Origin of the sequence: Thioalkalivibrio sp. AKL9 (genome assembly GCF_000377825.1) — a bacterium.
Lineage (GTDB): Bacteria > Pseudomonadota > Gammaproteobacteria > Ectothiorhodospirales > Ectothiorhodospiraceae > Thioalkalivibrio > Thioalkalivibrio versutus.
Genome location: NZ_KB905126.1, coordinates 1 through 6,613, shown reverse-complemented (window position 1 = coordinate 6,613; position 6,613 = coordinate 1). Strand labels below are relative to the sequence as shown.

The window sequence follows — 6,613 nt, the reverse complement described above, 5'->3', positions numbered from 1 at the left end:
GAACTCCTTGGTCCCATCCGGCAGGACCCCGATGATGACCAGCACGCAGGCGCGCTCGTCGTCGTCACCGCGCAGGTTGAAGTGGATCCCATCGGCCCACCAGTAACTGTAGCGGTAAGCGCTGAGATCGCGCTCGCGCCAGTCGGCGTGCTCGGTGAGCCACTGCTGCTTGAGCCGGCCCAGCGTCGAGGCCGACAACCCCTTGGGCCTCTTCTCCCAGAAGCGCCGTGAGCGCCTCCTGGAAATCGCCCGAGGACACGCCCTTGAGATAGAGCCAGGGCAGCAGCTCCTCGACCGAACGCGCCCGGCGCAGATACGGCGGCAGCAGGCTGGAGGTGAAGTGCCTCCCCCCGCCCGCGCGATCCCGGGTCTTGGGCACCTGCACCGCGACATCGCCGATGCCGGTCTGGACCCGGCGCTCCGGCTGGTAGCCATTGCGCACGACCGCCCGGCGACCATCCGGCAAGCGATCCGCCGCGTAGGTCTCCATGAACGTCTGCAACTCCGCCTCCACCGCTTGCTTGATCAGGTCCCGCGCCCCGCGGCGCAGGAGCGCGGTCAACGGGTCATCGGGCGTGTCCGCTGGCCCGTTCGAAATCTCTGTCGTATCGTAGGTCATGGTGGCGTATCCCCCTTGGCTGGTTGGTTGCTGGTACTTCCATTCCAGCCGGATACGCCGCCTTTCTCAATCCCTCCCGTACACCACTTTTGACAGTAACTCCTTGATTGTGCGTCTTGCCTTGAGCACGTTTGCGGTCGTAGTACGCGCGGGACTCGGGCACATGGGCCATGTGCCGTGCCACGCAGGTCATCAGTGCATTCTGGCATCGGGTATTAACGGAGCGGGGGCGTTTACCCCGATCGCGAACGCCCGAACTGTTCGCTAGCGGGGCCATCCCCACATAGACGGCCAGCCCCGATTCCTTGGTGAACCGATCCAGTGTGCCGATCTCGCCCACTAACTCCGCAACACCCGTCGGGCCGAAGCCGGGGATGGATCGCAGGAGCCGAGCCGGTTGGCTCTCGCACGCCAAGCGTTCGAGCTCGGTGTCCAACTCCGTGATCCGCTCACTCAGCGTCAGGATCGATCGTGCATCGGTGACCACATCCATATCGCCGAAGGCGATATCCGGGGCAAACTGTGCGGTCGGCTGCCATGCCTGGATCTTGGCGAGATAAGCGCGCCCAACACCCCGTATCCTTAACAGCGTCGAGGCGCGTACTCGTGGCAACGCCGTGAGGCGGTCTCGGCAGGTCAGGAAGCGGAGGAACCACCGGTTGTCGATCGAACCCGTGATCGACAGCAAGCCCGGGCAAAGCGCCTGTAGATCGCAGTTCAGCCGCGTCAGACGCCCAGCCCGCTCCTGTACCAGCACCCGCCGCCGGCGCGTCAGATACTTCAGATGGCGGTGCGCCTTTGGGATCAGCGTCACCCGCTGTAGGGCATTGCGGGCTACCCCGGGTTGCTGATCCAGCGCGAATAGCTCGAGCATGCGGCGCGAGTCGATCGCGTCCGTCTTGGCAGGAGCCGGAAAGATCTCCTTATACCGTGCTAGCTTCAAGTTATTGACGTTGTACAGCGCCCAACCGCGGGCCAGGGTCTGGCTATCCAGCGGGCGTGCCCAGCCGTTGTAACCTTCCATCGCCACCTGGACCCTCTGGTCCGGCGACCGACGATGGCGTTCCACTCGTTCGAAGAACGCTGTAAATCCAGACGGTTCGTGATCGATTCGGAACTCGTCCAGCACATGTCCCGTACCATCGCCGACCGCCACTTGGTGGAAACGACTGCCGACATCCACGGCTACAAGAAGAGGGGTATCCATAGCGGTGACCTCCAGGCAAGATCCGACGCCAAAACTCATCCGGCGTCTCGTCTACCTTTCAGCCATCACTCCAGAAGAGTGGGCACCATCCACGTGGGACGCTCCGGATGATGCAGGGGCGGCGAAGGCGGCATTTCAGAACCGAGCACGTCCAAGCGGAGTGCGGACCCCACAAGCCACACCTCCGCCGCCGTCTCGAGTCTAGAACACCTCAACACCCTTCGCCGGCCTGCGAAATCCAAAGGTAGCTCTCGTGGAATCACGGGGTCACACCTTGCCCTTTGCCTCTCCCCTGATGCGGGGGCAAAAGGCAAGGTCTGACCCCGACCCCCGTCCGTCGTTGATGCGCGAGGCGTTGCAGCGCGGCCAACTCACCGGCAACCAGCGTTTTGTGGATGAGGTGGAGCAGATCATCGGCTGTCGCGTTGAGCGGCGGCATCCTGGCCGTCCGCCGTCACGTTAGCCATGAGAAAATAAATCTGTCTATCTGTCCCAGTTTTTCTTTAGGTCTGACTCCGGAGCCCTCGCGTAGGAGCTTGCTTGCAAGCGAAGCTCCTGCCCGCGTCCGGCTTTGGCTGGGGCTACGCTTGCAAGCAAGTTCCTACAGGGCTTTCGGTGTTCTGAAACGGCCGTCGTCCCGGGAACCGCGCAGCGGTGATCCGAGATCGTGCAGCCGGGTTACTCGTAGTGGCTCCATAAGCGGATCACCTTAACCACTCGCTCGTCTTCGAGCACTTGGTATACCAACCGGTGTTGAATGTTGATGCGCCGCGAGTACGCGCCGGAGAGATCACCCACCAGCTTCTCGAAAGGTGGGGGCTTTCGATACGGATCTTCCGCGATCAGCGTCAGCAGTTCCTGTGCGTTCGGTTTCAGGCCGCTGGCAGCCAGCTTCTTCGCATCTTTTTGAGCCTGCCGGGTGTAGACCAACTTCCATGTCACCAATCCAGCTCCTCGTGGCATTCATCCGCCGGGGTATCCATGCCCTCGCGGATCGACTCGCGCATACCCGGCACCGATAGCAGGTACAGGGTCTCCTGAATCGCCGACCAGTCCGACTCGGATAGTAAGACGGCGTTGTTCCGCTTGCCGGTGATGACAATCGGTTCATGAGACTCCGCCGTTTCGTCGATCAGCCGGTAGAGGTTGCTGCGCGCCTCTGTAGCCGTAATTCCCGTCATGGCGCACCTCGCAAGTGTGTGGGTTTAGATCAAGAGTACGCCTTGGCGTACGTTCCGTAAACCGTACGGCTACTCCGTCACTGCCAGACACCGCAGAAACTGCGACAACGGGTCGGATCGTTCCAGGAATTATCCTTTCGCCCAGCCTGGAAGGTCATCCCGGAAACCGCGCAGCGGTTATCCGGGATCTCGGGCTCCGTGGCCGGGGCGGACGTCAGAGCTCCCGGCTCTACGCTTCGCTCCGGCCGGGATGACGGTCTGCCGCCAGGGAGAAGATGGGTGTCCTCTTTCTCCGATCTTCCTCCGCAGGGTGCTCTCCATAGCCCTTTTAACAGGTGCTATAGTCCGCCCTAACGGCGGCTTATGATGGAGCGGATTGCGATGATCAAATTTTCCGAAGACCTGGTCCCCCTGACCGACCTGAAGACGAATCCCGGACGGGTTATGAAACACGTGGCCGAGGTTCACCGGCCCGTACTGCTGACTAGTCGGGGCAGGGGTGTTGCCGTGGTTCAGTCGGTGGCGGATTACGAAAAGGCCGAGGAAGAGCGGGAATTCATGCGGGCCGTCGTCGCGGGTCTGGCGGACCTGGAGGCCGGTCGGGAAGTCTCGCTGGACGAGGCCAGGGCGCAGCTCGGTCTCAACTAGCAATATGCCCGGCATTACGATCACGTTTGCCGAATCCGCCCTGCGCGATCTCGAGCAGATGCAGGAGTGGTACTCGGAGCAAGGAGTGCCGGAGGTCGGACAGAGGCTGGTGCAAGAGATTTTCCAACGAGTCCAGGCCCTGAACGACCACCCCGACATCGGCAGGGTAGTGCCCGAATTTGACCAGCCGTTCCTGCGAGAGCTCGTCCATCCACCTTTCCGCATCGTGTATCGGCGTGATCCCGGTCGGGTGAGGGCTGTCCGCGTCTGGCGAAGCGAACGCCTGCTGCACCTCCCTGGTGGAGCGTCGAACAGGAACTAGGCCGCCACCAGACCTCCGCTCATGGTTCGTGGCGTTTGAGCGCCATCCCGGAAACCGCAAAGCGGTTATCCGGGATCTCGGCCGGCGGGGTAGGCGTTAGCGTCAGCGATCTCGATTCTCCGCCTCGCTCCGGCCGAGATGACGTTTTGGCCGCGGAGAAATGAATCTGTCCCCGTTTCCGTCCCCATAGGCGCCCCCAGAGGCCGATTTCAGCATCGAAACGGGCGCTTTAAAGCCTTGAGGGGACGTTAATCGTCTGCAAGACAGATGGTTACCGTGGTCCGACCCCGTCCTTTGTTCAATCGGCCGGACTGGCCCCAGACCTTCCCAGGCGCATTGGCGTTGCCGGATCTTACCTGAAAGGTCGGTGTCCTCTTCCTCCGGTACGTCATGTGGGAACGGTGCGCCGGAAGACGCAATTGAACCGAACCTGAAGGATGTCTATAGTTGTACGGTACTCCCGTACGTTTGAGGTCCGGCATGGAAACAGTCAGCGTGAACCGGTTTCGCGAGAACCTGAAGGCCTTGGTGGAAGAGGCCGTCACTACGCACACGCCGCTCAAGGTCACGCGCCGAGCGGGTGAGGCCTTTGTGGTGATGAGTGCGGATGACTGGGAGCGGGAGCAGGAAACGCTCTACGTCCTCCAGAACTCCTGCCTGATGCAGCAGATCGCCGATTCGGCCGTTACCCATCGGAAGGGAGAAGGCTACCGTCCCACGGAAGGGGAGATGGATGAGATCACTGGTATTCGAGGGTAATACCTGGGCCGCCTACGAAACGCTCCGGGAGCGCGACCCAAAGCTACATCGAGCCCTGCGCCGGATCCTCAAGGAAATGCTCCGGAACGATCCAGCTACGGGAACGGGTAAGCCAGAGCCCCTTCGGCATTCGCTCTCGGGCTTCTGGTCACGACGTCTCTCCGCCAGGGACCGCCTGATCTATCACTTCGACGATCAAGCCATCTACATCTTCGCGATCGGCGGCCATTACGACACGTTGTGACCCGAGCCCATGTTGCCCCTCGCTCGGGGCATCATGGGCAACAGGCAGGGTCCGACCCCGAGCCCCGTTCGTGCCGGGAAGGCACCATTTCGGGGGCGAAATGCCCTCGCTAAGGCTCAGAAATCATCCTTGAGCGCACGAAAGTCCTTCTGCTACAGCAAGTTATCGTGGTCCGACCCCGTTATGTGTGGGCCTGCTGGCCCGTTGCCAGGCGGGCTGCTATATCAGCCCGGATACCTCCATTTGCGCCGAGCGCGCGGATCAGGATGGCGTCTGGCATCCGCTGGAAGGGGATATCCGCCTCAGTGGGTTCCCGGTACGGCCGATGGAGATCCGCGTGCGGCGAGGTGACCGCCTCACCCTGACGCGGGATCTCTCCCCCGGTGAACCGGCGCGCCTGGATGGTCAGGGGCACGTACTCGCGCCCGCCCGTATCAGCTGTACCACGCCGCAGGCCCTTGAGCGCCTTGCCCCCGGGCAGCCCGTCTGGATCGACGACGGCAAGCTGGGTGGCATTGTGGAAGGGGTGGATGCCGAGGGCATTCATCTGACGGTCACCCATTGCCGCCCACAGGGTGTACTCGTGAAAGCGGACAAGGGGCTGAATTTTCCCGGCGCCGATCTCGGACTGCCTCCGCTTACGGGCAAGGACCTCGAGGACCTGGATTTCATCGCGGAGCATGCGGACCTGGTGGGGTATTCCTTCGTGGAGAGCCGCGAGGACATGCTGGCGCTCATTCTGGCCCTTTCCCGGAGAGGCGTCGCCGGTCTCGGTATCGTGGCCAAGATCGAGACCCAGCGCGCCCTTTCCCATCTGCCCGAGATCATCCTGAGTACGATCGGCAGACATCCCCTGGGCATCATGATTGCTCGGGGCGACCTGGCCGTAGAAATTGGGGGTGAGCGCATGGCCGAGATCCAGGAGGAGATCCTCTGGCTGTGTGAGGCTGCCCACGTGCCGGCGATCTGGGCCACCCAGGTCCTGGAAACCCTGGCTCAGAAGGGCATTGCCTCGCGCCCGGAGATCACCGACGCTGCCATGTCCGGCCGGGCCGAATGCGTCATGCTCAATAAGGGGCCGTACGTACTCGACGCAGTGCACACGCTGGACGGCATCCTGCGCCGAATGCAGGAGCACCAGCACAAGAAGACCGCGCGCCTTCGGGCGCTTGGCCTGGCGGGGACCCTGGTCTGATCCGGCCTTTGGGACGCATCGGCTCAGGTGGTCTTGCCGGCTACCGTTGCCTCCTTGATCTCTTTTCAGCTTCCCGATTTTTCAGTCGTAAATGCAGCCGTAGACGGGGATGTAATCGGGCAGCAGCGCCCGCACCTCGATGCGCCTAACGTATGGTTCATCGAAGGATACCGGGGAGGTGTTCGACCGCTGAAGGGCATCGTAGTCTCGCGTGGAGCCAGGAAGGACACGGGAGGGAGCGATGCTGGACAAGAAGACGTTGCAGAAGCTGGGCGGCTGGGAAGGCTATCGGCTGGAGCGTGCGGTTTGGCCGGAGGAGGCCGGCGGCACGCTGGAGTTGCACCTGAAGCCGACGCGGCAGTGGATGCACTGCGAACGCTGCGGTCATCGGACCCGGCAGGTGCACGAGACGACGCTGCGGCGGGTCCGGGATCTTCC

At 62.5% G+C, this 6,613-nt stretch carries 8 protein-coding genes and 3 pseudogenes; 7 read left to right on the top strand and 4 right to left on the bottom strand.

All coding sequences use genetic code 11. The annotated features are described in order from the left end of the window. Positions 1-619, bottom strand: a pseudogene (locus D573_RS13960) (transposase); the annotation flags it as partial. After that, positions 567-1,865 (bottom strand): transposase, encoded by a 1,299-nt coding sequence (locus D573_RS0113615; RefSeq protein ID WP_231367879.1) that lies wholly within the window; start codon positions 1,863-1,865, stop codon positions 567-569. The gene D573_RS0113615 and the pseudogene D573_RS13960, both read right to left, overlap by 53 nt. A gap of 292 nt (positions 1,866-2,157) precedes the next feature. Here D573_RS0113615 and D573_RS14880 point away from each other — a divergent pair. Next, positions 2,158-2,289, top strand: a pseudogene (locus tag D573_RS14880) (transposase); the annotation flags it as partial. 215 nt (positions 2,290-2,504) lie between these two features. On the opposite strand, the gene D573_RS0113610 reads toward D573_RS14880, so the two are convergent. Together D573_RS0113610 and D573_RS0113605 are read right to left on the bottom strand one after the other, a co-directional pair. Then, positions 2,505-2,768, bottom strand: a complete 264-nt coding sequence (locus tag D573_RS0113610; protein ID WP_018939137.1) for a Txe/YoeB family addiction module toxin — start codon at positions 2,766-2,768, stop codon at positions 2,505-2,507. Beyond that, positions 2,765-3,007, bottom strand: a complete 243-nt coding sequence (locus D573_RS0113605) for a type II toxin-antitoxin system Phd/YefM family antitoxin (RefSeq protein WP_018139194.1) — start codon at positions 3,005-3,007, stop codon at positions 2,765-2,767. The genes D573_RS0113610 and D573_RS0113605 overlap by 4 nt, the downstream gene beginning before the upstream one ends. Positions 3,008-3,370: 363 nt before the next feature. Between D573_RS0113605 and D573_RS0113600 the strand changes: the two genes are divergently transcribed. From D573_RS0113600 to D573_RS0113575, 6 genes and pseudogenes are all read left to right on the top strand, one after another. Further along, positions 3,371-3,655 carry a type II toxin-antitoxin system Phd/YefM family antitoxin gene (locus D573_RS0113600; protein WP_018880673.1) on the top strand — a complete coding sequence of 95 codons (285 nt, stop codon included), beginning with the start codon at positions 3,371-3,373 and terminating at the stop codon, positions 3,653-3,655. A 4-nt stretch (positions 3,656-3,659) separates the two neighbouring features. Continuing rightward, a complete protein-coding gene (locus D573_RS0113595) occupies positions 3,660-3,977 on the top strand; it encodes a type II toxin-antitoxin system RelE/ParE family toxin (RefSeq protein ID WP_018939135.1) in 318 nt (105 codons plus the stop codon). A 480-nt stretch (positions 3,978-4,457) separates the two neighbouring features. Further along, complete coding sequence (locus D573_RS0113590; RefSeq protein ID WP_026288000.1) at positions 4,458-4,736, top strand: type II toxin-antitoxin system Phd/YefM family antitoxin; 279 nt, start codon at positions 4,458-4,460, stop codon at positions 4,734-4,736. Further along, on the top strand, positions 4,711-4,980 hold the full coding sequence (locus D573_RS14535; protein WP_081618775.1) for a Txe/YoeB family addiction module toxin: 270 nt from the start codon (positions 4,711-4,713) through the stop codon (positions 4,978-4,980). Before D573_RS0113590 ends, D573_RS14535 begins: the two co-directional genes overlap by 26 nt. A 187-nt stretch (positions 4,981-5,167) precedes the next feature. Beyond that, positions 5,168-6,175: a pyruvate kinase gene (locus D573_RS0113580; protein WP_018939132.1), complete on the top strand. Its 1,008-nt coding sequence runs from the start codon at positions 5,168-5,170 to the stop codon at positions 6,173-6,175. A 241-nt stretch (positions 6,176-6,416) separates the two neighbouring features. Next, positions 6,417-6,613 (top strand): annotated as a pseudogene (locus tag D573_RS0113575) (ISL3 family transposase); the annotation flags it as partial.

Coding starts and splice junctions, on each gene's coding strand:
- D573_RS0113615 (WP_231367879.1), bottom strand. CDS start 1,865: ATGAGTTTTGGCGTCGGATCTTGCCTGGAGGTCACCGCTATGGATACC.
- D573_RS0113605 (WP_018139194.1), bottom strand. CDS start 3,007: ATGACGGGAATTACGGCTACAGAGGCGCGCAGCAACCTCTACCGGCTG.
- D573_RS0113600 (WP_018880673.1), top strand. CDS start 3,371: ATGATGGAGCGGATTGCGATGATCAAATTTTCCGAAGACCTGGTCCCC.
- D573_RS0113595 (WP_018939135.1), top strand. CDS start 3,660: ATGCCCGGCATTACGATCACGTTTGCCGAATCCGCCCTGCGCGATCTC.
- D573_RS0113590 (WP_026288000.1), top strand. CDS start 4,458: ATGGAAACAGTCAGCGTGAACCGGTTTCGCGAGAACCTGAAGGCCTTG.
- D573_RS14535 (WP_081618775.1), top strand. CDS start 4,711: ATGAGATCACTGGTATTCGAGGGTAATACCTGGGCCGCCTACGAAACG.